The sequence below is a fragment of the Salinicoccus carnicancri Crm genome (assembly GCF_000330705.1).
Lineage (GTDB): Bacteria > Bacillota > Bacilli > Staphylococcales > Salinicoccaceae > Salinicoccus > Salinicoccus carnicancri.
Genome location: NZ_ANAM01000003.1, coordinates 186,182 through 210,663, shown reverse-complemented (window position 1 = coordinate 210,663; position 24,482 = coordinate 186,182). Strand labels below are relative to the sequence as shown.

21 protein-coding genes are annotated in these 24,482 nt (G+C 52.1%); 4 read left to right on the top strand and 17 right to left on the bottom strand.

Annotation, left to right across the window (positions count from 1 at the left end; translation table 11 throughout):
* Positions 1-7: 7 nt before the first annotated feature.
* Both nhaC and C792_RS0104420 read right to left on the bottom strand, forming a co-directional pair.
* Positions 8-1,432: a Na+/H+ antiporter NhaC gene (gene nhaC / locus C792_RS0104425; RefSeq protein WP_017548242.1), complete on the bottom strand. Its 1,425-nt coding sequence runs from the start codon at positions 1,430-1,432 to the stop codon at positions 8-10.
* Between the two features lie 21 nt (positions 1,433-1,453).
* Positions 1,454-2,548 (bottom strand): NAD/NADP octopine/nopaline dehydrogenase family protein, encoded by a 1,095-nt coding sequence (locus C792_RS0104420; protein WP_017548241.1) that lies wholly within the window; start codon positions 2,546-2,548, stop codon positions 1,454-1,456.
* 133 nt (positions 2,549-2,681) lie between these two features.
* Here C792_RS0104420 and C792_RS0104415 point away from each other — a divergent pair, with 133 nt between their 5' ends.
* Positions 2,682-3,305 carry a LysE family translocator gene (locus C792_RS0104415; RefSeq protein ID WP_017548240.1) on the top strand — a complete coding sequence of 208 codons (624 nt, stop codon included), beginning with the start codon at positions 2,682-2,684 and terminating at the stop codon, positions 3,303-3,305.
* Positions 3,306-3,433: 128 nt separating this feature from the next.
* Here C792_RS0104415 and C792_RS0104410 read toward each other — a convergent pair whose 3' ends face one another.
* From C792_RS0104410 to C792_RS0104395, 4 genes are all read right to left on the bottom strand, one after another.
* Positions 3,434-4,174: a GntR family transcriptional regulator gene (locus tag C792_RS0104410; RefSeq protein ID WP_017548239.1), complete on the bottom strand. Its 741-nt coding sequence runs from the start codon at positions 4,172-4,174 to the stop codon at positions 3,434-3,436.
* Positions 4,175-4,343: 169 nt separating this feature from the next.
* Positions 4,344-5,534: a M20 family metallo-hydrolase gene (locus C792_RS0104405; protein WP_017548238.1), complete on the bottom strand. Its 1,191-nt coding sequence runs from the start codon at positions 5,532-5,534 to the stop codon at positions 4,344-4,346.
* Positions 5,531-6,898 carry a dihydroorotase gene (locus C792_RS0104400; protein WP_017548237.1) on the bottom strand — a complete coding sequence of 456 codons (1,368 nt, stop codon included), beginning with the start codon at positions 6,896-6,898 and terminating at the stop codon, positions 5,531-5,533. Before C792_RS0104400 ends, C792_RS0104405 begins: the two co-directional genes overlap by 4 nt.
* 1 nt (position 6,899) lies before the next feature.
* Positions 6,900-8,294, bottom strand: a complete 1,395-nt coding sequence (locus C792_RS0104395; protein ID WP_017548236.1) for a sodium:solute symporter family protein — start codon at positions 8,292-8,294, stop codon at positions 6,900-6,902.
* A 104-nt stretch (positions 8,295-8,398) separates the two neighbouring features.
* Between C792_RS0104395 and C792_RS0104390 the strand changes: the two genes are divergently transcribed.
* The gene (locus tag C792_RS0104390; protein ID WP_017548235.1) at positions 8,399-9,109 is read left to right on the top strand and encodes an IclR family transcriptional regulator; all 711 of its coding nucleotides are present in this window, start codon (positions 8,399-8,401) and stop codon (positions 9,107-9,109) included.
* Between the two features lie 44 nt (positions 9,110-9,153).
* On the opposite strand, the gene C792_RS0104385 is transcribed toward C792_RS0104390, so the two are convergent.
* Positions 9,154-9,660, bottom strand: coding sequence for a cupin domain-containing protein (locus tag C792_RS0104385; RefSeq protein ID WP_342661872.1), 507 nt, complete (start codon positions 9,658-9,660; stop codon positions 9,154-9,156).
* A 67-nt stretch (positions 9,661-9,727) separates the two neighbouring features.
* Entirely contained in the window at positions 9,728-11,380 is a 1,653-nt protein-coding gene (locus tag C792_RS0104380) for a YhgE/Pip family protein (protein ID WP_017548233.1), read from the bottom strand.
* A 158-nt stretch (positions 11,381-11,538) separates the two neighbouring features.
* On the opposite strand from C792_RS0104380, the gene C792_RS0104375 reads away from it, so the two are divergent.
* Together C792_RS0104375 and C792_RS0104370 are read left to right on the top strand one after the other, a co-directional pair.
* Positions 11,539-12,135: a TetR/AcrR family transcriptional regulator gene (locus C792_RS0104375; protein WP_017548232.1), complete on the top strand. Its 597-nt coding sequence runs from the start codon at positions 11,539-11,541 to the stop codon at positions 12,133-12,135.
* 170 nt (positions 12,136-12,305) lie between these two features.
* Positions 12,306-13,343 carry an acyltransferase family protein gene (locus tag C792_RS0104370; RefSeq protein ID WP_017548231.1) on the top strand — a complete coding sequence of 346 codons (1,038 nt, stop codon included), beginning with the start codon at positions 12,306-12,308 and terminating at the stop codon, positions 13,341-13,343.
* A 597-nt stretch (positions 13,344-13,940) separates the two neighbouring features.
* Here the strand turns inward: C792_RS0104370 and rbsK are convergent.
* The 9 genes from rbsK to C792_RS0104325 form a co-directional block, all read right to left on the bottom strand.
* Positions 13,941-14,822, bottom strand: a complete 882-nt coding sequence (gene rbsK, locus C792_RS0104365; RefSeq protein ID WP_017548230.1) for a ribokinase — start codon at positions 14,820-14,822, stop codon at positions 13,941-13,943.
* A gap of 14 nt (positions 14,823-14,836) precedes the next feature.
* Positions 14,837-15,784: a LacI family DNA-binding transcriptional regulator gene (locus C792_RS0104360; RefSeq protein WP_017548229.1), complete on the bottom strand. Its 948-nt coding sequence runs from the start codon at positions 15,782-15,784 to the stop codon at positions 14,837-14,839.
* A gap of 176 nt (positions 15,785-15,960) precedes the next feature.
* A complete protein-coding gene (locus tag C792_RS0104355) occupies positions 15,961-17,076 on the bottom strand; it encodes a 5,10-methylene-tetrahydrofolate dehydrogenase (RefSeq protein WP_156811638.1) in 1,116 nt (371 codons plus the stop codon).
* A gap of 1 nt (position 17,077) precedes the next feature.
* Positions 17,078-18,232 carry a hypothetical protein gene (locus tag C792_RS0104350; protein ID WP_026090217.1) on the bottom strand — a complete coding sequence of 385 codons (1,155 nt, stop codon included), beginning with the start codon at positions 18,230-18,232 and terminating at the stop codon, positions 17,078-17,080.
* Positions 18,233-18,645: 413 nt separating this feature from the next.
* Positions 18,646-20,196 carry a PTS transporter subunit EIIC gene (locus C792_RS0104345; RefSeq protein WP_017548226.1) on the bottom strand — a complete coding sequence of 517 codons (1,551 nt, stop codon included), beginning with the start codon at positions 20,194-20,196 and terminating at the stop codon, positions 18,646-18,648.
* A gap of 27 nt (positions 20,197-20,223) precedes the next feature.
* Entirely contained in the window at positions 20,224-21,057 is an 834-nt protein-coding gene (locus C792_RS0104340; protein WP_017548225.1) for a MurR/RpiR family transcriptional regulator, read from the bottom strand.
* A 21-nt stretch (positions 21,058-21,078) separates the two neighbouring features.
* Entirely contained in the window at positions 21,079-21,753 is a 675-nt protein-coding gene (locus C792_RS0104335; protein ID WP_017548224.1) for an N-acetylmannosamine-6-phosphate 2-epimerase, read from the bottom strand.
* A gap of 171 nt (positions 21,754-21,924) precedes the next feature.
* The gene (locus C792_RS0104330; RefSeq protein WP_017548223.1) at positions 21,925-23,064 is read right to left on the bottom strand and encodes a M24 family metallopeptidase; all 1,140 of its coding nucleotides are present in this window, start codon (positions 23,062-23,064) and stop codon (positions 21,925-21,927) included.
* On the bottom strand, positions 23,061-24,470 hold the full coding sequence (locus C792_RS0104325; RefSeq protein ID WP_017548222.1) for a sodium:solute symporter family protein: 1,410 nt from the start codon (positions 24,468-24,470) through the stop codon (positions 23,061-23,063). Before C792_RS0104325 ends, C792_RS0104330 begins: the two co-directional genes overlap by 4 nt.
* Positions 24,471-24,482 lie beyond the last annotated feature (12 nt).

Below are 24,482 nucleotides of genomic sequence, written 5' to 3'. Positions count from 1 at the left end.
ATTTATTCTACTCACTCTTAACGGCTGCCTGTCCTTCGGACTTCGCTATGCCGATCCCCGTACCGGCATAGAACATGGCGAATACGACACACAGATAACATGGAATCGCCCAGATCCAGTAATCTGCCACACTGACGCCCAGGACTTCCAGATAGTACAGACCGGATACACCCCAGGGGACGAACGGCAGCAGCATGGTGCCGGAGTCCTCCAAAGTCCTTGAAAGGTTCTTCGCGTGCAATCCCTGTTTTGCATAGGCGTCCTGCAGCAGCACGCCGACCATGATGATTGAAATCGAGGCGACGCCTGCTGTGAAAATGATGATGATGCTCCCGAGGATGGTTACACCGACAAGCTTCCATGTGGTTTCGATCACCTTTGAGAATGTGGACAGTATCTTATCCAGGCATCCCGCCACTTCGACGATGCCGGCAAATGCATACCCGCAGAAGATCGTCACGACTATGGTCGTCATGGAAAAGATGCCGCCCCGTACAATCAATGAAGTGACATTTTCCGACAGGGCATCCGGATCAACTCCGGGCGCATTGATCATCGCCACGCTGAATCCGTCCGCCATTGACGTCATGCCGTCCACCAGTGTGAAGCCGTTTGACAGCATGCCGATGACGACAGCCACAACGGATGACAGCAGCATCATCGGCACGACGGGCTTCTTCCGGAATGCGCCCCACAGGATGATGGCAAAGGGGATCAGCATGAACACGTTCCAGTTGTATATCATATCCAGTTCGGCCAGCAGCCCTTCAACATTGCCGGTGGATGCACTGGAGTAATCGGTGTTTATTCCCACAAAAAACCAGACGATCAGACCGGTGATTGAAGCGGGTACCGTCGTCCAGAGCATGTGCCTGATGTGTTCATAAAGGTTCACTTCGACGACGAGCGGTGCGAGGTTGGTCGTGTCGGACAGCGGTGAGAGCTTGTCCCCGAACACACCGCCTGAAATGACGGCGCCCGCCGCCATGGCAAGTGAAACATCAAGCTCTGCTGCGATGCCCATCAGTGCCACGCCCGCTGTCGCAGTGGAACCCCAGGCAGTGCCTGTCGCGACAGAAACAACCGCAACGATGACAAATGATGTCACCAGGAAATATGTAGGACTGATAATCTGCAGCCCGTAGTAGATGAGCATCGGCACTGTGCCGGAGTAGATCCACGTACCGATGATGATGCCCACCGAGAAAAGTATGAAAATAGCAGGCATCGCCGTTTTCAACCTTCTGATGATGCCTTCCTCCATCTTTTTCCAGGAAACACCGATCCTGAGAGCAATCAGTGCTGCATAGGCAGCCGCCACAAGCAGAAGCGGCTGGATCGGGATGCCGTAATACCCGAATCCGATTCCAATGACGGCCCCCAGTACGATAAAGCACGAAATCGATTCAAAAAATGTTGGTTCCCTCTTCATACATCCACCCCTTTTTGTCGATCAGACGCTCTCCAGTATTTCCGCGGACGTCATGCCGGAAAATCCCAGTTTGTCCAGGGTCAGTCCGGTCTGACGGAAGTCCTGTGCCAATAAAGTCCCGCCGAGTGTAATTACCGCATCAATATTCGGTGTCCCGACACCGGCAAGCTTCCCGAGATTCGACCATAGTACGAGTCCGTTCGAAATATCTTCGGTGAAATATCTGGAGTCGATTGACACGGGACCTTTGATCTTCGTGTAGACCGGACTTGTATTGAACAGTTCCTGCAGGCTCCGCCCGTCATCCTCGAAGTATCCCCTGCCGTCTCGGCTCTGTACGGCATCTTCGAGATTGTAGCCGAGAGCGCTGCCGATTGCCATCCGTTCCCGCTCGATCGCCCTGAGAAGCTTGATTGTGTGTTCCGTGATCCCCTCTTTGTACAGCCAGAACTCTCCTTTTGAGTGGTCTATCCGTCCGGCGTTCAATAGCGCCGGGCCGGGATGCACTTCCGGATTACCGTTCTCAAGTGCCGCATGCCACACGCTTTCCGCCGGTATGAAGCATTCGTACAGCTCCGAACAAATTTCAAGGATACGTCCGGTCCGGGATGACGGAAAGGCAGCAAGGAAAATCCGCTTCGCATAGAGTGAAACTTCCACACGCGCTTCGTCCGGAAATGCACGCGTACCGTATGTAAGTGAGTTCGTCTCTGCTATATCGAATGCCCTTTCAATTCCCACCTCTTTTGCCCGGTTCACAAATCTTACGGAACCCATCGAGCCTGCACCATTTAAAAGTATGACCTGGCCCTTTTTAACGATGGGTGCAAGCTGCCCGGCGATATTCTCAATCGCAAAGCTTGGAACCGTCAGCATGATGATTTCAGCGTCCCTCACTGCTTCTTCAATATCCGTGGTGACATCCGTAAAATCGATGAACTTTTCTCCATTTCCATCCTGAAGCACTATTCCACGCCTTTTTCTGATTCCTTCGAGATTTTCGGAAAATGCGGGTGACTCAAACAGTGAAACTGAAAAACCTCTGTTTGTGAGATCGGCAGCTGCAGTGATTCCTCCATTTCCTGCTCCGATCACGGCGACTTTTCCAACTTTCATCTCCATCTCCCCTTTTCCCATCTTTTGAAACTTATACTATCATAGTACTCTGTCTAAAAAAAATTACGAGATGTCTATCCCGCCTGATATGTGTTAATATTGAGAAAATATAAACTGATGGGGAGTGATGATTTTGGAAATTCTGACTATCGTTTCCTTTCTGGGTGCGGCCATCGTATTGACAATCGCCCCCGGACCGGATAACCTTTTCGTCCTTGCCCAGAGCATAAGTAAAGGCAGGAACGCAGGGATCTATACTACCCTGGGACTTTGTACGGGCATACTCTGCCACACCACTGCCACTGCAATCGGACTGTCCGCCGTCATCTACCACTCGACTCTGGCTTTCAATGTCGTAAAGTATATAGGCGCAGCGTATCTTTTATACCTTGCATACAAGGCTTTCAGGGACAAGGGCGGAAAATTCGACCTTGAAGCCGAGGATTCCCTGGACTGCCGGGCGCTATACAAAAAAGGCATCATCATGAACCTGTTGAATCCGAAAGTCGCCTTATTCTTCCTGGCCTTTTTCCCTCAGTTCATCAATTACAATAGCGGCAGCGTCCCTGTCCAAATGCTGGTGTACGGCTTTTTATTCCTGATCATCTCACTGGTGATCTTTGTTCTGATCAGTCTGTTTGCCGGAAAAGCAGGAAACCTGCTGCGTAAAAATCCGACCATAAACAGAAAGATAAACCTCGTGCAGGGATCTCTGTTCGCACTCATCGGCCTGAATATCGCATTCAGCCAAAAATAACTTCCAAGTTTTTACAATTCTGTTTTGTCAGGGCAAGCTTGAATATTATTTATAACTGTCCATCCTGATGTTGAATACGCAATGTTAAAATTCGGATGGGAGAGGCACGATTACACGCTTTGTCGTTGCTAATTCACCGATCCGAGCGAGTGCCTGAACAGATCACTGCGATAGAGAATCCGTGTCTGTTCTATTATCCTGCCTGTATCTTCATCCATCGTCCGTGACTCGTATACGATGAGCGGCACGAGTTCCTGGCACTCGAGGTGCCTCTGCTCCGCGAGTGTCGGGAAAGCCGCATGGACCTCCGTATCCATCGACCGCAGATTGACGATCCCATTCTCCCTGTAGTAATCGAACATGGAGGAAAGCCGGTCCCGTTCCCCGTCAATACGCGGGACGACATCCTCACGGATATACGACATATGGATTGCACACGGCACATGATTGACAATCCTGAGCCGTGCGACTTTGTAAATTGCAGTGTCCCCGCCTGCACCGATTACCTCCCGGTACTTCTCCTGTTCCTCATCCGCCGCGTATCCAGCAAAAACCACCCGGCTTTCATAAGGCACACCCTGTTCGTTCATCTTGTCCGAGAAGCTCCGCCGGCCCGACATATCCAGCCCGATGACCGGCCGCCTTTCCTTGATGAACCGCCCGACCCCCTGCCTGCTGTCGATGAGACCCATCTTCTCCAGCTGCACGAAGGCGTTCCTGACCACGATACGCTTCACCTTGTACTCATCAGCAAGCGTGTGCTCACTCGGCAGTTTGTCCCCCGGCTTCAACTCATTGGCAAGAATCATCTCCTGAATCGCATTCCTGATGACACTTTCACTGGAAACATTGAAATCGTCCTGTTCCATATTTTCCCTCCGCACTCAATCTATCATATGCACAGCATATACCAACACGGCATCAATTTCAGCAGTAATATGAAAAAACTGAGATTCGAATATATTCGAATCTCAGGAAAAATTATCTTATCGCACTGTAAACTGTAGTGGCATCATGTCGCAAAGAGTGTGATTCATATTATTGACCACAATTATTCCCCTGAAGCTTCATCACTGTCCCGAGCAGCACCTCCGCTCCTCTTACAATATCTTCGGGGGCAGCATATTCACCCGGATTGTGACTCACACCGTTCAGACACGGGATGAAGATGAGCCCTGAATTCATGACACTGGACAGTGAATTGGCATCATGGTTGGCGCCACTCATCATGACTTCATATCTGACCCCCGCTTCGCGGCAGACGGATTTTCCATATTCGATGATCACGTCTGACAAAGCGGACGGGGGTTTTTCCACATTCTCACTTATCTTCACGTTGTGACCTGCTTCAGCATATTCTGTAAACTGCTCTGTAATCCGGCGCATCATGTCAATTTCGGGACCTCTCACTTCGAGTACAAAATCCACTCTGCCGGGAACAACGTTCGCCAGGTTCGGATGGACTGAGAATGTGCCCACTGTACCCACGTAAGGGGCACCAAAAGAGTTGACGATCCTCTCGAATTCAAGCAGCAGTCCCGCAGCATGGGTAAGTGCATCATCCCGCTCGCCCATCGCCATCGTCCCGGAATGGGCAGCTTCACCATAAACCGTCACATCCAGCCTTCTTATCCCCGCAATCGCGTCAACGATACCAATTTCCGTCCCACTGTTCTCAAGTGATTTCCCCTGTTCTATATGAAGTTCCAGGTAATCACTGTAACCTTCATGACCAGCAGACTCCCTGATCTCCCGTTCTGTGAACGGTGTCTGCTCCAATTTCTCCATAAATGTATCATCGAACCCGACCAATCCACAAAACGCACGGCTGCCGAACGTCCCGCCCAGAATATTGGCCTCTTCCCCCCTGAACGCAGCCACTGTTACCGGGCGGTCCAGGCGCTCACCGTTTTCCTTCAGTGCCATCAGCACTTCCAGGCCGGCAACGACACCCAGCGCACCGTCATATTTCCCGCCCTCTTTGACAGTATCAAGATGCGAACCGATCAGGATGCCCCCGTCCCCCGATGAATTGCCGACAGTTCCGAATACATTCCCCATCGCATCCCGGCGGGTCTCGATCGAATGTGCATCACATGTTTCCACGAACCAGTCGAGTGCCGCATCTTCCTCCGCCGTATAGGCAAGGCGAGTGACACCTTCGCCTTCTGCACTGATCCTGTTTACCTCTTCAAGCATGGAAAGCAGCCTCTGCCTGTTTATATTCATCCTTGACCACCCCCTTCATCCGGCCTGACAAAGCGGCCGGATACTTCATCAGTCACACCGTCTTCATGGGTATAAACCACTTTTCCCCTGACGAAAGCCGCTTCTACACGATTGTCCACTTCATGTCCATGATACGGGGAGACGTCCGCAACAGATATGAAGTCATCCTCATCGATGATCCACCGGGTCTTATCCTTCAGGATGGTAAGATCAGCGTCCCTGCCTTTTTCAATCGAACCCTTCCGGCCCAGATTAAAGCGTCTTGCCGGTGCAGTGGCCAGCAGCTCTGCAAACTGGTTCAGGGACATGGATTTCCGGCCCACAAGGTGATCGAAAAGCAATGGAATCATGATTTCGAGTCCAGGGGTTCCCGATTTCGCCTTGAATATGTCTTCATTCCCGATTGTTTTATGCTCCTTTTGCCAAGGTGCATGGTCCGAGGTAATGAAGTCGATTTCACCTTCCATCACCTTCTCCTCCAGTGCCGCAACTTCATGCGGATCTCTCAAAGGCGGATTGATCTTTGCTTTCGGGCCGTGTTCCTTCAAATCATCTGTATCAAGCAGCAGGTAGTTATAGCAGGTTTCAGCTGTGACATTCGTCCCGTTGGATTTAAACCAATTGATATAATCGATGCTTCTGGCGTGGCTCACATGGACGATGTGCAGTTTGGCATCCGCCCACGAAGCCATATCCAGCAATTTGATTACAGCTGTCGTTTCGGTGACCGGGGGACGTGTCAGGTTATGATAGATCGGTTCAATATTCTGTTCCGCCTGTGCCTTATCCATATACTGTGTCAGCAGTTCATCATTTTCGGCATGGAATGCAATGACCTGGCCTTTTTCAGCAGTCAGTTTCATCGTTTCCAGAATATCCGCATCCGATATGCGCGGAAAACGATACGGATCCGTTTCAAACGTGGAGAGTTTGAACGCTGCCACACCGAGATCCGCAAGTTCCGCCACCACCTGCGGCCCGTCCTCCTTCGGGACCGTCCCCCAAAGTGCGATATCCATCACCGCTTCATCATTGATGGTCTTTATCTTCTCCTTCAGTATATCACCATTTGAAACCGGGTTAGGCAGATCATACGGCATATCCAAAAATGTGGTGATGCCGCCTCTGGCAGCTGCCTGCGACGCCCTCCTGATGCCCTCGTTCGGATTGCTGTAGCAATGGACATGGGTATCTATGAACCCCGGGAAGACAAAGTCCTTCCCGAAATCATGAATTTCATCTGCTTCAAGTGTGTCCCGGCCTTCAGCAATTTCTGCAATCACTCCATCACTTATGCCGATTTCCCCCGGGAATTCTCCAGCCGGCGTCACTATTCTGCCTCTCACAACTTTTTCAAATTTCATATCAATTCTCCTTTGCCGATTTGTTGAACAGGACCATGACAACCAGTCCGATCAATGATCCGAACAGCCCGTACATCACATATAGATCCGACCCCGCAGCATGTGAAATTGCCGAGCCGAGAATCCCTGCCAGAATGCTCGCGATGCCCGCACGATGATCGAGTATATTTTTATCCTTCAGCAGGAATCCGCCCAGGATCGGCACGAGCAGTGCAGACACTGAATAGGCGAATGATGCCACAATCCAGCCGAGAGCCTGCGGATAGAAGATGGCCAATGTGACCGCCGCCGCCAAAACTGCCACGGAGACGTATCTTGATACCGACACAAGTTTCTTCTCATCTATTCCTGGATTGATATAGTTCGTGTAGATGTCTTTCGTCATGGTTACAACAACGGATTGGACCGCACTGCTCAATGTGGACATGATCGTTGCCACGATGAATACTGCGAACATCACCAGGAACCAGTCCGGAGTCTGTGCCAGGAACCATCCTGTGGCATTTTCCGGATTATCAAGTGCTGGATTCAACGCCCTGACAGTCAGACCGATTGTTGAAGACCAGAAAGTCGCCACCGCAAATAAAAGCGCCGTCACCCCCACTGAAATCGTGGCATTCCGCGCGTTGTCTGCGGAGTAGATTCTCTGATAGAGCTGCTGGTTGGTCAGGTTACCCGGCATGACGCCGAATATCCAGAATACTATCGTCCCCATCCCCACAGCCGTCAGACCGTCGGGAAAATCCGAGATTTCTCCAGGTGTGGTTTCCATGATCGTCTGGAAACCGCCGCCGAGGTCCATCGCAATGAAAAAAGCGATGACAGACCCGACGACCATTGCACAGCCGAATATGAAGTCCGTCCATGCCACAGAAGTCATCCCGGCCGGCAGCACGAACGCAAGACTGATCACTGCAAATATGGTTACCATGACCGGTGCATCCACACCGGTGATCGTGGCAAATATTTTGCCGAAGCCGACAAGCTGTGTAATCATCCAGCCGAATGGCACAATGAGCGTGCACAGAATGGTCAGTACCGAAAGCGCCGGATTCTTGCCATATACTTTTCTGATGATATCTGGCATCGTTTCAAATTCGCTGTTCCTCAGCCACCTGGCCATCAGCAGGAACGGCAGGAAACCGATCATCGTCAATACACCGTATGTCAAAGTCGACCAGCCGTCCGTGTAGGCATTTCCGACCAGCCCGACAATGGTTGCGCCCCCCATTACTGTGGCAAACTGCGTTCCAATCTGTACTACCAGGGGGAGTGACCGGCCACCGACATACCAGTTTTCAATCCCCTGCTTCCTGCGTCCCAGAATATAAGAAAATATTACGATTCCTGACAGCACAACTGCGATAGTGACAAACAAAATGACATTGGTACTCATACCATTTCCCCTTCCCCATTGATATTATATTAAGAATCCTATAGTATGTTGAATATTAAGACAAATTAAAAATCCAATATAATGGGATTTAAGGAGGCGCTTTCATGAATTTCAAACTGCTTCACCTTTTCCATGAATATGGCAGCCCGCTGCATATCGACCTGATTTTGGAAGTCTCCGGCGTGCCTCGCAGCACGCTGTACAGACAGATCAAAAATCTCACTGAATCGGGACTGCTCACAGCAGTCGGCAAAGGGACCTACGCACCGGGATGGCTTGCCGATGAAATCTCAAGAATCAAGAATGATTCATTCGATGAACTGATTTCGATGGCCATGCCGATCATGCAGGAAATCAACAAGGAAACCGGGGAATCCGTCAATCTGACAGTAGTCAGGGGCGCCAAAGTCAAAGTACTCGCCCATCTGGAGAGCATATACAATCTCAAGTATTCCTATGTGGAAGGCCAGACGCTCGATATATTCAAAGGAGCATCATCCAAGATACTGCTGGCCCACCTCCCCGCCCGGCACCGGCAGTTCCTGATAGAATCCGACATACCCGGCGACAGACAACCTGCACTCAGAGAAGAACTTGAGGAGATAAAAAACAACGGTCATGCCGTCACTTCATCAGAAGTCGATGAAAACGCGATCGGCATCTCCGCCCCTATACTGAGGGGCGGCAAATATATCATCGGCGGCCTGTCGATAGCCGGCCCGATATTCAGAATCAAAGGGGATAAGGTTGATGACTATATCAAAAGACTGAAGGAAGCGGCTTCCGATATATCACTGATGCTGGAAGACGGGTGAACCCGATAAAAAAACAGCAGGTCAGAAACCTGCTGTTTTTAATTTCACTTCCAATATTCAAATAGGGGACCATCCGCACCGAACAGCGGATCCTGGTCCGGAAGCGGCACTTCTTTGATGTTTTCCAGATTCTGCGGCCGTTCTTCGGGCCTTCCATAGAGGAAGTCATGCTCCATGCCGCCGGGGTATCCTCCGATGACGGCGAAGTCATCACTCCCTTCAAGATATTTGTGGCCGAAACCAGCAGGCAGGATGAGTGCATCCCCCTTTTCCACCGTCACTTTCTCACCTGCCCCGCCGCCGAGATGAAGCGTCGCCTGCCCGGCGTCGACAACGAGCACTTCGTGTGTATTGCTGTGGTAATGGTGCTCTGTATAGACTTTGCCACGCCACGAACCGAGCCAGTTATGTTCGTGCAGGATCCGTTCCGCATCACCTTCTGCAGCCACATCTTTATACACGAGCAGCGGGTAGTCCGGATTGTTCGGGATAGAGCCGTCATCCCCGATTTTGAGTGTCCGTATTTCAATATCTTCCGGTTGTTTCATCATCATCCACTCCTCATAAAGTGATATGGTTCTTTATTCCATCAATCACTGGAAGCTAAACAATGGAATGTCAGTATTCCACCCGGGTCATCTCCCTTGAAATATCCTCAAATTTCTGGAACCTGAATTTCAGCAGGTTGATTACGGCAAACAGCAGTATCGAAACCGTGATGATCACCGCCAGATATAGGAATGTGGACTGTGTCGAGAGCACCGCCTCGAAATCGAAGATGACTTCCCGCATTGCCGTGACAGCATAACTCATCGGCAGTACGGGGTGCAGCGACTGATACATGCTGCCTGCCGTCTGGATCGGAAATGTGCCTGCGCTTGAGGACAGCTGCAGAATCAGCAGTATGATGGCGATGAATTTCCCGACATTGCCGGCGAGTGACACGAGCACGGTGATGACAGACAGTGCCGCGAGTGTCCACAGCAGTGTGATCAGATAGAACTGGCCGGGTTCGGCGATGGCAAGGTCAAATCCAAACTTCAGCACTGCGAAGAGGATGCCCGTGGAAATGAGCGAATGCGTAATCAGCAGCAGCGTCTTGCTCACTGTCATCACCCAGGCATTCCGATAATTCGTTTTTGAACGGTTGACGGGGTACAGCACACTGAATGCGATACACCCCAAAAACAGGCTGACCGCGACGATGAACGGCGCAAACGTCTGGCCGTAGTTTTCAATCTCGGTGACCTCGGTTTCAGTAACCGCTATTGGATCGGCGATGAAATCGGCGTTGTCATCGCTGAGTTCCAGCCCATCGAATTCCGCGAGACCATCCTCGACTTCGGCTGTCATTTCAGCGAGGGCATCCTCAAGTTCCGTAAGTCCGTCATTCATCTGACGACTGCCTTCGGCAAGCTCCCCTGCCGCATCCGTTACCCCGGGCCCCATCTGGTCGATGCCATCCTGCACCGCTTCATTGGCGGTGATCAGTTCACCGACTCCCCGGGAAAATGCCGCTAGCTGCCCATCCATCTGCGGCGGTGCCTGATTTTGCGCATTCCGGAGATTTTCATCCATCTCGTAAAGCCCATCCGTCACCTGTGCATTGCCACGGGACAGTTCATCCGCCGATTGGTTCATGCCGGTGTCCATCTGTTCGAGGCCGGTCACCAGCTCCCCGTTGCCTTCTATAAGTTCCTGCACCCCCGACTGCATTTCAGTGAGGGCATCGTGCAGCTCTTCATTGTTCGCCCTGATGTCATCCAGGTTTCCGATCAGCGTCTCCGTATACAATTTTGTAATCGACAGGCTGAGTTCATCCTTTATCGCATTGCCGGCGTTCGCCCCCATGACGGAACCGAGGAAATTGTATCCCGGATTCGTCTGAATTTCTATATCGATATTCCCGGCGTCACTTCCAAGGAGTCCCGAGGCCGTCTCCGACGCATTTTCCGGAATCTTCACGACAGCATACACTTCACCGCGCCCGAGATCCCTGGCCGCTTCATCCGCACTGGTGAACCGCCAGTTGAATTCGTCATTATCCTCGAGCTCCCGGACGAGATCCTCACCCAGTGCAATCTCCTCCCCTTCGAGTTCGGCGCCTGTGTCCTCATTGACGACGTCTATGGACAGCTGGTCCATGCTGTCATACGGATCCCACATCGAACCGAGAAATATCGTAGTGTAGATTGCCGGGATCGTCGCAATCGCAAGCAGCGAAATCAGCAGTATCGGTTTTTTCAGAATATGTTTAAAATCATCAAGCATTGCAAACCCTCTTCTTTAAAGTTATTATTTAATCAACATCACGTCGTTTATTTTACTCCATGTCGTTTAAAAAGCAATGATCAATGAGGGGCCATGCGTCCTTTATCCGACACACAGTATTCAAATGTCGTTTAATTTTGGAAGGGTAGGGAAAAATAATGGAAAAGCAGGATTTGAGGAAAATCAAAACCCGTCGGGCAATCGATGCGGCATTCACCAAACTGATTGCGGACAAAGGCTTCGAAGCCGTGACCATCAAGGACATCGCAGAGGAGGCACTCATAAACCGGGGCACATTCTACATGCATTACGCGGACAAGGACGACCTGCTCGACTCATATGAAAGTGCGCTGCTCGAAGGACTCTACGAAATCCTCTCACGCAGTATCGAGGCCGGAAATCAGACGCTCTCCATCGGCATGCCCCGACGGATCGCCGCTGAAACATTCAATTACATAGATGAAAATGCCGATAAGATCATCGCCCTTTTCAACAGTCAGGGCGGCAGCCGCTTCGAGTATAAAGTGAGGGCGCACATGCTCGACTACTACCGCATCCACAGCAGGAAACTGATCGATGAGAACAGGCTGCGCGTCGGCATCGACCATCTCCTCTCCTACATCACCGGAGCCCACATGGGACTCATCCGCAACTGGCTTGGGAACGGCCGCCGCGAAACGAGCGAAGAACTCGCGGAAATACTCGAGACACTCACTGTCAACGGCCCGTTCTACGCAGCAGGTCTGATAGATTGATGAAAACCGGCGGCCGGTGACCGGCCGCTGTCACAAAACCACCACAAAATCCAACAGATTTACTCTTTTTGTTTGATTATGCTTCTGAAGATGTATTATATTGGTCTCTATAATTCTTATAAACGGGTATATGAAAAATATGGAAACTAATATTAACGAGGGATCCCACAATGGCTCAAAGAAAAAGGTTCACTGAAATCGATGCGTTGCGCGGACTTGCAGCACTGGCTGTCGTCCTGTTCCACTATACGACGCGTTATGAAGAGAGATTCGGAATCGACAATGGCGGATTCAGCGACATCTTCGTATTCGGGGAATACGGCGTGCAGCTGTTCTTCATCATCAGCGGTTTTGTAATCTATATGTCCATCCTAAAGGTGAAATCAGTCTCGGACTTTGCAATCAAACGGTCGTTCAGACTCTATCCGGCATACATCTTCGCCGTTGTGCTGACTTTCACGATTGTATCACTCGCTCCGATAGAGCAGCTGAAGATCGATATCATGCCGGCACTCATCAACCTGACCATGTTCCAGGATTTCCTCGGCGCACCGAGGGTTGACGGCGTCTACTGGACACTCCGTGTCGAGCTGACGTTCTATATCCTGATGGGAATACTCCTTTTCTTCAAAGTGGAGAAGAACGTCATGTGGATTGTCTGTTCATGGCTGGCATTCTCCGTCGGCATCCAGCTTGTGCATATGGGTGCAGACAACGACACGACAGCACTGATCAGAGAATTCTCAATCGCCAGCTTCAGCCATATGTTCATCATCGGCATGATGTTCTACAGCATCTGGCAGCATGGCGACAAACTGAAATACTACGCAGTAATCGCGATGTGCATCGGTTACGACCTTATTTTCCTGAGTGTGGAAAACGCATTGTTCACAGCATTGTTCGTTTTGGCATTCTACCTGGTCATCCACAACAGGATGCAGTTCCTCAGCTCACGCGTACTCGTGTTCTTCGGAACCATCTCATATCCGCTGTATCTGATCCACCAGAACATCGGCTATGTCATCATCAACAAAATGCACGAGATGGGCCTTACCCATCCAATCTTCACAGTGATGCTCATCGGCGCAACCATCCTTACAGCATATCTGATATTCAGATACGTCGAGACGCCGGTTCAGAACGCACTGTACAAAATCTATAAAGGACAGCGCAAACCCAGCGGCAAGAAGAAAATAGCCGCAGATTGATATTATTTGCGGTATAAAAAAACAGGCATGATGCGGCGCCCCCCTGACAGGGATGCACATCATGCCTGTTTTGTTGTGGGAGCGACAGGGTTCCCGCAGCGAGTAACTGATGATGCCGTATTCTCATTTCCGGGGGATACGGCTTTCATACGCAGGGATGAAATCGATACCTGCAGGGACACGATCTGCTTTCGTAGATGTGAAAGCACCTTTGCAGGGACACGATCTGTATTCGTAGACGTGAAAGCACCCTTGCAGGGACACGATCTGCTTTCGGAGATGCGAAAGCACCCTTTGCAGGGACACGATCTGCTTTCGGAGATGCGAAAGCACCCTTTGCAGGGACACGATCTGCTTTCGGAGATGCGAAAGCACCCTTTGCAGGGATACGGTCTGCATTCGGAGACGTGAAAGCACCTTTGCAGGGACACGATTTGCATTCGGAGATGCGAAAGCACCGTTGCAGGGACACGATCTGCATTCGGAGATGTGAAAGCACCCTTTGCACAAATTCATTCATCAAATTCCGGTGTTTCTCCCTCATAAACTCGAAATCACGCTGCCAATCAGTTCCCGGCCAACACTTGTGCCGTGCTGTCATACATCGCCCATCGCCTCCTGCCACTCGCTGAGAGTCGGGATGCCGCCCTGGGCGCCCATCGCCCGGATGGACAGGGATGCCGCCATGTTCGCACTGCGTATGGCTTCACCGAGACTCTGTCCCCTGACGAGGAACGCCGCCAATGCCCCGTTGAACGTATCACCGGCACCGGTGGTATCGACAGGCGTCGCCCTGAAGGCGGACACGCGGACTTCTTTTTCCCCGTCATGGTACAGGCAGCCCGCCTCGCCCATCGTGACAACGAGCTGGTTCGGGTGATCTGCCAGTGCACTTTCAACATCTTCGCCGAACAGCGCATTGCACTCCAGTTCGTTCGGCGTGATGAGTGTACATTTTTCTAGATATTCGATTTCCATGGGAATGAACGGCGCCGGATTGTAGATGACTTTCACTTTGTTCGCATGACAGAAATCGATGACGTATTTGATTGTTTCGACAGGGATTTCATTCTGCAGCATGACGTATTCGGCACTTTTCAGGAGCTCGTGTGATTTCTCAATCACCTCCGGCGTCAGCAGGCCATTCGTTCCCGGCACGACAATGATCGAGTTGTCGCTGTCGTATATATTGATATGCGCCGTGCCGGTCGCTTCACCTGCAAACGTTTCCATGTTTTCACAAAAAATATTGTTCTCTTCCAGATTATCTTTCAGCGTGTCACCGAATCCATCATCGCCAATTGCACCGACAAATGCCGTCTCTGCTGAGAGCCGTGACGCTGCCACCGCCTGATTTGCACCTTTGCCGCCATAGGCCGTACTGAAATCATTCCCAAGAATCGTCTCCCCTTTTTGGGGCATTCTTTCAGCCTGCACGATGAAATCCGTCGACAGGCTGCCAACTACTACGATATCCATAATTGCCACTCCTTTTATGTACTTTGTCTTCTGATCAGTTTTACATCCATGATCCGGCTTTCGACCGCCTCACCCGCAGCGAGTGCCATGAGCAAATCGAACGCATTGCTGCCGAGGTCATAGGCCGGCTGTTCAATAGTCGTGAGCCCCGGATGCACATACTCCGAAAAGTCGAGGTTGTCATAACCCACGACCTTCACCCGCCCTGGAACCGGGATATTCCGGGTCGCCAGAAACTTGAGCACCTTGCAGGCCGTCACGTCATTCGGACAGATGATGCCACCAAATTTGAGCATAAAGTTCTCCCGGGCTTCGTCAGGCATCTGTTCAAGATGTGCATATGGTAATGTATCATACCCGGTTTTATGCGCCTTGAGTGACTCCTCCGCCCCGAGGGCCCGGTTGTTGAAGGAGCTGTAATCCGAACTGCCCTTTACAACCAGCACCTTATCTGCCCCGCTTTCGATCAGGTGCTCCGCCTGCAGCCGGCCACCCTTAAGATTATCCGACTCGATCGAGATATGATTTTCAACCACACGGTCCAAAAGGACGAGCGGCCGGCTGTCCGCACGGTGTTCCCTTGAAACCGACCACGTTGCAGAGATGATGCCGGCGCAATTGTTCTGACGGAAGATCTCAAGGTACTTCATTTCCTTCTCCGCGTCATGATCCGTGTTGCCGATGATTACACGGTAGTTGTTCCTGATTGCCGCATCCTCAATTCCACGTATCACTTTCGGGAAGTAAGGATTCGTAATGTCCGGCACCAATACCCCCACAATGTTCGAGCGGCTCGTATTCAGTGCCCGTGCCACTTCATTCGGCTTGTAATCCAGCTTCGCGGCCGCTTCCAGCACACGCCGCTTCACATCCCGGCTTGCATAGCCGGAACTGTTGAGCACCCGCGACACCGTAGCCACCGACACGCAGGACTCTTTCGCCAGATCTTTGATTGTCACCATTTGAGCATCACCTGTGTAAACGTTTACACACAATCTATCACAAATTGGTCGCGGGCACAATATGAATTCTATATATTTCTACAATTTTCAATGAGTAAATATAGAATACGGAAATACAAAAAAGTCATGATGTATGTGCTCATTATGAGCATGTCCATCATGACTGCATATCAATATCATTCACTGTCGATCTTCTGTGAGCGCAATCTGTGCCGGTAACCGTACGTGCTTTCCTGGATGACGCTCTTGTTCTGGAAGCCGGTCCCGATTGCGCTGACGACTGTTGTAAGTGATGTTGCGAACCATGCGAGCTCAAAGTAGAATTTGATGGTCACTTCCTCAGCCCCGATATTGCGAAGGATGAAGTCCGGAGGCAGCAGCACGACCCCGGCTGCCAGAAACATCATATAGAGTACCGCAAAATAGAATATGATGGATATGAACAATGTAAGGACCGTCGCTCCATTGTACAGTCTCAGGAACCTGCTCTGCCGCTCCTGTTTCTTTGTTTCCCACAGGTCATGGGATATTATGATCCACAGCAGCATGCCGAAGACGGCAAGGGCTGTTACCGCAATCAGCCGCCATGTGGGGAACACGCTGCTCAGGTTCCACATCGTCGAAAAGATCATGCTGAAAGTGCCCGTCGCAAAGGCGAGGGCGACGACACCGCTTAAAATACTGAGCATGTTGAAAGGGTTGTTCGCCCATGACATTCCGCTGATCAGGCGCATATATCCCCTCATGTTATCCTTCATCTGATAAATTGAGTGTTCTGACCGGGTATACTCACTGTAGTCTCTGGCATAGTGCAGACGGTTTATCCGGAAGTACCGGTTGAATGCAGGGGCCAGGGATCCCCTTTCATCGGTATTCGGCCGGGAGTTTTCTTTCTCACTGTCGGCCTGGACCGATGTGATGAGCGTTACGATGGTATCCAGAATGCCCTTTTTGTTGGGCGGCCAGCCGTATGCCGGCAGAGAGACCACACCGACATCGGTGTTATGATTGATGTCGACAGCGGTGATATGGTCGTTGTGATAGATTGGAAGATCCGTGATGAATATCGTGTAGTCCCAGTCATTATCCCCGTAGTACTCATCCGTCTTCTGGAACAGTTCCTTCGTCAGTTCTGCATAATTCGTGAGCGGGTCTACATAAATGCGCACATCCCAGTCAAAGTCCTCTTCGAAATGGCCTGCGAGTGCATCGGGCAAGTCTTTTTTTATTTTCCTGGCAATCGTATCCGGGGCGCCGGGCGCCGCGACGATGCCGACATATCTAATCGTCATATCAATCATCCTCTGATTCATCATGGGTCTGTTCCTGACCTGCATATTCCTCTGACTGCCGTGCTTTGGAAATCTTTTCATTTTCCTCTTCGATCTGCCTGTAGCGGTACATCTGCCTGTAGGAATACGTCACATTATGGATCTTTTCCTCATCCTCGACAGATGAGCCCAGGGCCCCCGCAAGTACACCGGCAGAAGAGGAGAACCATATCAGATTCAGGTAATCCATCCATTTTATATCGGGGTCGATCTCTGTCCACGTTTCAAAAAGGCCCATAGGCACGAAAATGATTATCGATACCGTGAGCAGCATATAGACGATGAGATAATTCACAATGGTGATGCCGAGCAGGGTCGCCACCGTCGTGAAATTATAGAGGTACCGGTAGGAAGGCTGGTTTTTTGTGGATACCTTCTCCCAGAGATTATGGGCATAGATCAGCCAGCCCGTCATTCCGAATATGGCGATGAACGTGAGCAGCAGGAAACGCCACAGCGAATAGTCGAGGCTCAGCTCCCAGGGTGTTGAAAATATGGAGATGTAAGTCCCTGTGGCGAATGACAGCGCCACGATTGTCTTGAGATTGCTGACCGCCGTCCAGGGCTCATTCAAGTAGGTCATTCCTCCCACAAGTTTAAGCCAGCCAGCGATGGTCGATTTGAGTATATAGCGGTTATTGCTCGCCTCGTCCTCTCCCGGATCCACTACGGAGATGCGGTTCATGAAATTCGATTTGATTGCACCCTTGCCTCCCGGCGGATCATCATCATAGTGCTGCTCCACATGATGGATGATGAGATTGCGGAGTTTCTTCCTAGTGCTGATGATGCCGATGGCGGGAACTGAGATCAGGGACACTTTCTTGTCTCCGTTGAATTCCGAAACGACCACTTTCCCACTTGATATGCTGGGCAGATCGCTTACCGCGATTGCCATGTCCCACCCATTGTCCCGCCGGATGCTTTCTGCCTTGTCGAAGGACTCACTGATGAATTCAGAGGATGAGGCGAGCGGGTGGGTCTTATAATCAAAGTCCCAGTCCACGGTATCATCAATGATGATACCGGCTGCCTCCGCCAGGGGATTGATGATATCTCTTCCCAGCCTTTCTGACACACCGGGTGCGGTAATCAGACCGACGGTTACTTTTTCCATGACTTCACTCCCTCCCTGGCTCATATCTTTTGCCATGTTCTGCACACTCTGACATTTAAATAATATATACGCTTATTCAATAGCCTGTTTTTAACTTCGGAAAACCCGAAACATGAAATACGCATATAAGAATTTGAGTTTGATGGCATGCGCGCGTCCAGAGCCTGTGCCGCCAAATCCGTTTGATGGCATGCGCGCCGCCAGCCTGTGCCGCCAAATCCGTCTGATGGCATGCGCGCCGCGAGTCTGTGCCGCCAAATCCGTTTGATGGCATGCGCGCGTCCAGAGCCTGTGCCGCCAAATCCGTTTGATGGCATGCGCGCCGCCAGCCTGTGCCGCCAAACCCGTCTGATGGCACAGGCTCACCCACAAATTAAAAAAGATGGGACGGCTGCGCCGTCCCATCAATAAATCTATTTCTCTGCATCTGGATCTTCCTGGTTCAGATACTCCTCGAGGTCGTTTTTGACGTTGCTGACCTGTGGACCGTATATGACCTGGATGCCATTGCCTTTTTTGACGACACCGTTCGGATTGGTGGAACGGATGGCGTCTTCGTCGACTTTGTCGATGTCTTTCAATGTGACGCGGAGGCGTGTGGCGCAGTTATCGAGTTCTTCGATGTTGCTTTTGCCGCCGAGTCCGGCTGCGAGCACTTTCGTCTTTTCACTCGCATCGACCGTCTGGACCGTATCCTTGTCTTCACGTCCCGGTGTCTTGAGCTTCATCCTGGTGATCATGAAGCGGAATGTGATGTAGTACAGGAAGAACCAGACGATGCCGATCGGTATGACGATCAGGAAGTTGGTCTTGTCGTTGCCCTGCAGTACTCCAAACAGGATGTAGTCGATGAACCCGCCGCTGAATGTCTGGCCGATTGTGATGTTGAAGATGTCCGCCATCATGAAGGCGAGTCCGTCGTAGAATGCATGGATGACGTACAGGATCGGTGCGACGAACAGGAATGAGAATTCGATCGGTTCCGTGATTCCTGTGAAGAATGACGTGAGCCCGGCGGACAGCATGAGTCCTCCGACGACTTTCTTATTCTTCGGTTTGGCTGTGTGATAGATCGCAAGACACGCACCGAGCAGGCCGAACATCATGGTGATGAAGCGGCCGGACATGAAGCGTGACGTGCCTTCATAGAACTGTTCCACGTTCGGATCCGCCAGCTGGGCGAAGAAGATGTTCTGCGTGCCCTGAACCATTTCACCCGCGACCTCAAGCGAGCCGCCGAGTCCCGTCTGCCAGAACGGCAGATAGAATATGTGGTGCAGACCAAATGGTCCGAGCAGCCTCAGGATCAGTCCGAAGAAGAATGTCCCGACGGCACCGGTCCCCGTGACAAGATCGCCTGCGCTGAAGATGACGGATTGTACCGGCGGCCAGATCACATACATGAGCATGCCGAGGAACATCGCCGAAACTGAAGTGATGATCGGCACGAAACGGGAACCGCCGAAGAATCCGAGGAACTGCGGCAGATTTATCTTATAGTATCTGTTGTGCAGCATGGATGTCATGATGCCGACGATGATACCGCCGAACACCCCGGTCTCGAGTGACTGTATGCCGACGGACATCCCCTGCCCGGCCTGGGCGAGCTCACCCGACGCCAGATTATCTGTGATGCCGAGTATTGCATTGATTGTTGCATGCATGACGAAGAATCCGAGCACTGCCGCAAGCCCGGCCGTCCCCTTATCGTTCCTGGCAAGTCCGATGGCGACACCCACAGCAAATATTATGGGAAGGTTACCGAAGACGATGTTACCTGCAGATGCCATGATGGTGAAAAGACTTTGCAGCCAGACGATATCGAGTATCGGATAGGCTTCGATCGTGTTGGGGTTTGACAGTGCGCCCCCGATACCGAGCAGCAGCCCCGCTGCCGGCAGGATTGCAATCGGCAGCATGAATGACTTGCCGAACGACTGCGCCTTTGAAAACAGATTTTTCATTGCATTACCTCCAAATGGGTTTTTATACTAATAAAGTTTGCCGGTGATGTTGCCGGTGATATCAAGCCTGATCCGCTCCGCCTGCTCACTGTTCCTGATCGAGAGCCCGGTGCAGATGAGGTCGATGACGAACAGCTGGGCGACTTTGGATACGAGCGAGCCGCTGTCGAGCGGACTTTCCTTGGCCGATGACAGGAGGACACACTCCGAGAATTTGGTGAGCGGTGATTTGGTGTAGTTCGTGATGGCGATGATGCGTGCTCCCTTGTCTTTCGCCGCCTTCACGCTGTCGACCGTGTCGCGGGTGCTTCCGGTGATGCTGATGGCCACAACGACAGTGTCTTCGCCCATTGAAGCGGTGCGCATGACCTGCGAGTGCGGATCCGACACCACTTCAATGTTCTTGCCGATCCGAAGCAGCCGGTTCTGCATATCGAGCCCTGCGATGGATGACGATCCGACACCGAAGACAACGGTGTCTCTGGCAGAATCGATCATGTCGACCGCCCGATCCAGCTGCACTTCATCGATGACAGTCGAAGAATCCTCAAGGGTGCGGAGCATGCTGTTTTTGACTCTGCTTATATAGGAATTGCCATCCTCTTCCCCGAGTGCGTCCACTTCCTTCGCCAGCGAGAACTTGAAGCTCTGGAACCCCTTGTAGCCGATCTTGCGGAACAGCCGGAGCACCGTCGCCTCCCCGACGTTGCAGGCTTCCGCAAGCTCAGTCAGGGAATGGTACAGTACCTGTGCCGGATTTTTATCGATATAATCATAAATCTTCAGTTCCGATTTGGTGAAGTTCCGTTTCGCCTGCTCCATCCGGATCGAGGCCTTCACTTCATTCTTTTCAAAATCCAAACGAATCCCTCCGTCCAATGCCTATTTGTCGATTGCGTCCCTGAATTTCTTCGTAATCAGCTGCGGACGCGTGATTGCGCTGCCCACCACGACGGCATGCGAACCGAGTTCAAGCGCACGCTCCGCCTTTTCAGGCGTATCCATGTTGCCTTCGGCGATGACCGGCGCCGATACCGACTGCAGCATTTTCTGAAGCGTCTCAAGCGGCACATCCCCTTTCGAGTGATCCGTGTAGCCGACAAGCGTCGTGCCGACGAAGTCGACACCCGCCTTTTCCGCCTCGACGCCCTCTTCGACAGTCGAGCAGTCCGCCATGAACAGCTGCTCCGGATATTTCTCCCTGACCTTTTTGAAGAAATCAGCGAACGTGCTGCCGTCCGGCCGGGTCAGCTGCGTCGCATCGAGGGCGATGATGTCGATGCCCTCCCCGGCCAATGCATCGACCTCCTTCATCGTCGGCGTGATGTACACCCCGCTTTTCGGATAATCCTGCTTGATGATGCCGATGATCGGCAGATCGACCTGCTTTTTTATCTCCCGGATATCCGCGACGGAATTCGCCCGGATCCCCTGCGCACCGCCCTCGGCCACAGCGTATGCCATCCTGCCCATGATGTACGAATCATGCAGCGGCTCATCCGCAAGCGCCTGGCATGATACAATCAGCTTCCCTTTAAGACTTTCCACAATATCCATTGATTTGCCCCTCTCTCGCAAACGATTTCATACAATATATCATCATGACCCGTTATTGTCAATTTAATATTAATAATGATCAGTTACTTTCATTTGGAATGAAAACCGGTGGCTGTCCGCAACAACACAGCACAAAAAAAGATGGAGACCCAAGGTCTCCATCACAAATGCCTATTTGATTATCAGGTGCTCAAGATCTCGGGGGTATTCGGTGATGATGTCGGTCCCGTCTTCACGCAGCACGACGGTATCCGAATGCCGGAATCCACCGACGCCCGGCACATAGATCCCGGGCTCCACACAGAATACCATGCCGGGCGCGAGCACGAGGTCGTTGTCGAACCGGAGCGACGGCTCCTCATGCTGGCCGATCCCGATGCCGTGCCCCGTACGATGTGAGACGTATTCCCCGAGTCCCGCCTCTCTGATGACTGAAAGCGCCGCTTCGTTCACTTCCGAGGCCCTCACGCCCGCTTTGATGAAGTCGAGTGCTGCGATGTGTGCCCGCAGCATGACTTCGAACACTTCGCGCTGGCGCTCTGTCGGCCCGCCCACAAAAAATGTGCGTTCACACTCCGCCCGGTAGCCGGAGAGCCCCACCTGGCGGCTGTGGATGATGACGTCACCCGCTTCCAGTTTCCTCGTGTTGGAGAACACGTGCGGCATGTTGGTGCGGCGGACGCCGGACGGCGACATGACGAAATAGTCCAGTGTCGAATCTGTATAATTCCTTGAAACCTCATCGAACAGGAACTGGTTGCCGTAGTCGTCGATCTCAAGCTCAGAATGCCCCGCGGCACTCTGTTCGATGGTACGGCGGAGCGCCCCGCTGACCAGCTTTCCGGATTCACTGATCATGTTGATCTCCTCCTCCGTCTTGATCGCCCGGAGCCGCACAATCTCACCGCCGATATCTGCGACAGGGAACCCCTGATCCTGGATCCTCATCATATAGTCCGCCGGCAGCGCGCCGTATTCGATGCCGACCGTCGCACCCGGGTCCAATTTTGACAGCACTTCATCAAACAGTTCCCGGTAATCGGTCGCATCACCGCTTTTGCCCGCCACTTCATGATAGACATACAGATGGTCGACATCCGTCTTCTCTTTCGCATGGTTCTCCTCGAGGCTCGGGATGATGAGACTCTGCCGCTGCCGTTCCACTATCAGGATGATCGGGCGCGAATACGTAATCGCGCGCAGCCCGCTGTAGTAGAACTGGTTCTCGAAGTTGAAGACGACGGCGGCGTCAATGCCGCGCGCCTCCAACACTTCCCTGAGACTTTCGATCCTTTGGCGTGTATCCATCATTCAGTCACCTCTTTTCGCCCCTGGTTTTTATTCTGCGTAAACAAGGTCACGGCGATCAGGACGATGATTGCGGCCGGCACGGAGATGATGACCGAGTTGATGCCGGTCGACTGCACGTAGAAGAATTCCCAGAACAGTGTCGCCACAAGGCCTGTGCCCATGGATGCGAGGCCGGCCTGTTTGGTGACCTGCGGGAACAGGAACACGGCGAGCAGTGCCGGTGTGATGCCCGCGCCGTACACGGTGTAGGCGTACATCTGGACGGACAGCACCGTCGGGAAGTACATCGTGAGCAGAAATGAGATGATACCGAGCACCGGAATCAGCACCCTTGTATATACGAGCTTCTGATGGTCGCTGATGTCCTTTTTCATATATTTGCCGAAGAAGTCGTAGATGACGCTTGTCGCCGCGGACAGCAGGTATGAGTTGCCGGTCGTGACGATGAATGCCGTCAGCGCCGCGATCAGTATGCCGCCGATCGCAACCGGCAGGATGCTCGTCAGTGCAATCAATGCCATGCCCGGCTCAATATCAGGGAATAGCGAGCGCGAGATGAATGCGAGGATGGAAATGATCGGCGTGACGATCACGAGACCGATGATCCACCCGGCAGTGCCGAGCTTCGTCGATTTGTCGTTGCCTGCGGCCGTCATCCTCTGGTAGATGTTCTGGTCACCGAGCAGCAGGAACAATGTCGGCAGATAGTAGCCCATCAGCTGGATGAAAGTCAGCCCGCCGGTGAATGACGTGTGGCTGTCCGGCAGGTTCGACGTGATCTCTCCCCAGCCGCCGCCGGCAGACAAAGCGATCGGCAGTGCGAATATGAGACCGATGATGACGAGGAATGCACTCGCAGCATCCGTCGGTGCCACAGACATGAGACCCCCGACGCATGCCAGGAAGATGATGATGACCGCACCGATGATCGTGCCCATCTCAGGCGAGACGCCCGTTGAGATGTTGAGGATGAAACCGAGCCCCTGGAACTGGTAGGAAACGATGCCGACAAATGCCAGAATGATGATCAGCGCCGCCAGCACACTCGCCCATCTCCCGTATTTAACCTCAAGTATTTCCGCTACCGTATATTTGCCGTAATGCTTGATCTTCGACGAAATCAGGAAGATCGTCCCGATACCTATCAGAGACGGCACCGTCGACATCAGCGCCGGCCATATCCCGAACGAATAGGCCAGTGAGTTCTGGCCGCCCGTCACCGAACCACTGCCGACCCACGTCGCAAGCAGCGTCCCCATCAGGACGACCGGTCCGAGCGATTTCCCCGCGAGGATGAAATCCTCACTCGTGCTGATCTTCTTCGAATAGATCACCCCGAGGGCCAGCATGAATATCCCGTATCCGACAACAAACCATATCAGTATCGGCTGATTCGTAAATTCCATATCTTTCTCCCC

What these genes read in the sequence shown, in the direction of transcription:
- nhaC (WP_017548242.1), bottom strand. Translation starts at nt 1,432, where the DNA reads ATGAAGAGGGAACCAACATTTTTTGAATCGATTTCGTGCTTTATCGTA.
- C792_RS0104420 (WP_017548241.1), bottom strand. Translation starts at nt 2,548, where the DNA reads ATGAAAGTTGGAAAAGTCGCCGTGATCGGAGCAGGAAATGGAGGAATC.
- C792_RS0104400 (WP_017548237.1), bottom strand. Translation starts at nt 6,898, where the DNA reads ATGAAATTTGAAAAAGTTGTGAGAGGCAGAATAGTGACGCCGGCTGGA.
- C792_RS0104330 (WP_017548223.1), bottom strand. Translation starts at nt 23,064, where the DNA reads ATGATGGATACACGCCAAAGGATCGAAAGTCTCAGGGAAGTGTTGGAG.
- rbsK (WP_017548230.1), bottom strand. Translation starts at nt 14,822, where the DNA reads ATGGATATCGTAGTAGTTGGCAGCCTGTCGACGGATTTCATCGTGCAG.
- C792_RS0104385 (WP_342661872.1), bottom strand. Translation starts at nt 9,660, where the DNA reads ATGATGAAACAACCGGAAGATATTGAAATACGGACACTCAAAATCGGG.
- C792_RS0104395 (WP_017548236.1), bottom strand. Translation starts at nt 8,294, where the DNA reads ATGAGTACCAATGTCATTTTGTTTGTCACTATCGCAGTTGTGCTGTCA.
- C792_RS0104350 (WP_026090217.1), bottom strand. Translation starts at nt 18,232, where the DNA reads ATGGAAAAAGTAACCGTCGGTCTGATTACCGCACCCGGTGTGTCAGAA.
- C792_RS0104360 (WP_017548229.1), bottom strand. Translation starts at nt 15,784, where the DNA reads ATGGTGACAATCAAAGATCTGGCGAAAGAGTCCTGCGTGTCGGTGGCT.
- C792_RS0104335 (WP_017548224.1), bottom strand. Translation starts at nt 21,753, where the DNA reads ATGGATATTGTGGAAAGTCTTAAAGGGAAGCTGATTGTATCATGCCAG.
- C792_RS0104345 (WP_017548226.1), bottom strand. Translation starts at nt 20,196, where the DNA reads ATGAAAAATCTGTTTTCAAAGGCGCAGTCGTTCGGCAAGTCATTCATG.
- C792_RS0104405 (WP_017548238.1), bottom strand. Translation starts at nt 5,534, where the DNA reads ATGAATATAAACAGGCAGAGGCTGCTTTCCATGCTTGAAGAGGTAAAC.
- C792_RS0104390 (WP_017548235.1), top strand. Translation starts at nt 8,399, where the DNA reads ATGAATTTCAAACTGCTTCACCTTTTCCATGAATATGGCAGCCCGCTG.
- C792_RS0104325 (WP_017548222.1), bottom strand. Translation starts at nt 24,470, where the DNA reads ATGGAATTTACGAATCAGCCGATACTGATATGGTTTGTTGTCGGATAC.
- C792_RS0104355 (WP_156811638.1), bottom strand. Translation starts at nt 17,076, where the DNA reads ATGACGATTAGATATGTCGGCATCGTCGCGGCGCCCGGCGCCCCGGAT.
- C792_RS0104410 (WP_017548239.1), bottom strand. Translation starts at nt 4,174, where the DNA reads ATGGAACAGGACGATTTCAATGTTTCCAGTGAAAGTGTCATCAGGAAT.
- C792_RS0104375 (WP_017548232.1), top strand. Translation starts at nt 11,539, where the DNA reads ATGGAAAAGCAGGATTTGAGGAAAATCAAAACCCGTCGGGCAATCGAT.
- C792_RS0104370 (WP_017548231.1), top strand. Translation starts at nt 12,306, where the DNA reads ATGGCTCAAAGAAAAAGGTTCACTGAAATCGATGCGTTGCGCGGACTT.
- C792_RS0104380 (WP_017548233.1), bottom strand. Translation starts at nt 11,380, where the DNA reads ATGCTTGATGATTTTAAACATATTCTGAAAAAACCGATACTGCTGATT.